Source organism: Streptomyces sp. NPDC057307, from assembly GCF_042667665.1.
Lineage (GTDB): Bacteria > Actinomycetota > Actinomycetes > Streptomycetales > Streptomycetaceae > Streptomyces.
Map to the genome: position 1 here is coordinate 1 of NZ_JBHUZM010000273.1, position 1,770 is coordinate 1,770.

Annotated in this window: 2 protein-coding genes; one reads left to right on the forward strand and one right to left on the reverse strand. The window is 69.4% G+C overall.

Features of this window, described 5'->3' with window-relative positions; translation table 11 throughout:
- Window positions 1–44: 44 nt before the first annotated feature.
- Window positions 45–1,115: a hypothetical protein gene (locus ACFUN8_RS37270; protein ID WP_383647864.1), complete on the reverse strand. Its 1,071-nt coding sequence runs from the start codon at window positions 1,113–1,115 to the stop codon at window positions 45–47.
- 108 nt (window positions 1,116–1,223) lie between these two features.
- Between ACFUN8_RS37270 and ACFUN8_RS37275 the strand changes: the two genes are divergently transcribed.
- Window positions 1,224–1,661: a DUF4442 domain-containing protein gene (locus ACFUN8_RS37275; protein WP_383647867.1), complete on the forward strand. Its 438-nt coding sequence runs from the start codon at window positions 1,224–1,226 to the stop codon at window positions 1,659–1,661.
- Window positions 1,662–1,770 lie beyond the last annotated feature (109 nt).

Genomic DNA, 1,770 nt, shown 5'->3' on the forward strand with positions numbered 1-1,770 from the left:
GGGGCTCAGCCGTACGCCGGTCAGGAACGCGGTCGGGGTTCCGGCTACTCGGCGACCAGCCGGACGGTGCTCATGATCTTCATCAGCGTGGCGTCCGGGATCTCGTCCTCCACGCCCTTGGCGCCGTACACGACCCATGTCGTGTAGTCGCCCTTGGCGTTGGTGAAGGTGAAGGCGATCGACTTGCCGTCGGTGTCGCACTTCTCCTTCTTGGGCAGGCCCGTGCTCGCGGCCGTCGAGTAGTGCCCCTTGAGTCCGGCCTTGGTGGTGTAGGCCTTGGACTTCTCGACCTTGATCGCCGCCTGCTGCTGTGCCTTGGTGGCCTCCTGGCCGTACGCGGCCCAGACCCAGCTGCCGGACTCGTTGCTGGCGGCGGTCGCCGTGTCCTTGGCGCCCTTGCCGCCCTTGGTGCCCGTGCCGCCGAGGCTGACGTCCTCCGTCGTGCCGTCCTTGTCGGTGTCCTGCTCGCACCAGTTGGACTTCAGGAAGGCGGGGGCGGAGAAGGTGATGGCGGGCGAGCCGTCACCCTTCTCGGCGTCCTCGAAGCCCGAGAACGTGTCGGGCTTCTCGACGACCCAGTCGGCGGGGACGTCGAACTGCGTCCCGTGATTGGGGTTCGTCACGACCTTCCAGCCCGCGACGGTCGGCTTGGCGACGTCCGAACCGTCGCGCGGGTTGACCTTCGGCGACGGATCCGTCTTCGGCTGCTTCGACTCGGACGCCTTGGAGTCGTCGGCGACGTTCGTGCTCTTGTCGTCGTCCTGGCCGAGCACGAAGAAGGCCGTGGCCGCCGCCGCGACGACGACCGCCGACGCGGCGACGATCGCCACCGTCTTCGTGCGCTTCTTGTCCTGCGAGGGATCGGGACCCCCGGGCCCGCCCGGGACCGCGTACTGCGGCACGGTGGGCTGCTGGTACGGGTTGGGCTGCTGCTGTCCCGGCTGTTGCGGGTAACCGGGCTGCTGCGGATAACCCGGCTGCTGCTGGTGCCCAGGCTGCTGATATCCCGGCTGCTGATAGGGATTCGGCTGCTGGTACCCCGGCTGCTGGTACGGGTTCGAATTCGGATCCTGCGGGTTTTGCTCGCCCCCGGGCGGCTGCTGTCCTGGCCACATGGCGAGTAACGATAGAGGGGTCGTCCCCGCACTGCTACGGCCGCCCTGTCGCAGGATGGCAACTGAGGCTACTCGTGGGTAATATCGGCGCGCATGAGCTCTGATCAGATGACCGTCGGCGAGATGCTCGCCGCCACCGTTCCCATGGCGAGGACGCTCCAGTTGGAGTTCCTCGAAACCACCGCCGAGCGCGCGGTCGTACGGCTTCCGGACCGGGCCGACTTCCACAACCACGTGGGCGGCCCGCACGCCGGCGCGATGTTCACACTCGGGGAGACCGCCAGCGGTGCCGTCGTGCTCGCCGCCTTCGGCGACCAGCTCTCCCGCGCCGTACCGCTCGTCGTCAAGGCGGAGATCGGCTACAAGAAGCTCGCCAAGGGCGTCATCACGGCGACGGCCACCGTGGGCCGCCCGGTGGCCGAGGTCGTCGCCGAACTCGACGAGGGCGGCCGCCCCGAATTCCCCGTCGCCGTCGTCCTCCACCGCGAGGACGGTGCCGTCACCGGCGAGATGACCGTCGTCTGGACGCTGCGCCTCAACATCTGACACGGCCGCCGCCGACGGCCGCCGCCGATGTCGAGGCAGCCGCCGCCGACGTCCGGGGTCCCGGCGGCCGGGGTCATCGGGGAGTGCCACGCCCAGGTAGGCTGCCCGG

Coding starts and splice junctions, on each gene's coding strand:
- ACFUN8_RS37270 (WP_383647864.1), bottom strand. CDS start 1,115: ATGTGGCCAGGACAGCAGCCGCCCGGGGGCGAGCAAAACCCGCAGGAT.
- ACFUN8_RS37275 (WP_383647867.1), top strand. CDS start 1,224: ATGACCGTCGGCGAGATGCTCGCCGCCACCGTTCCCATGGCGAGGACG.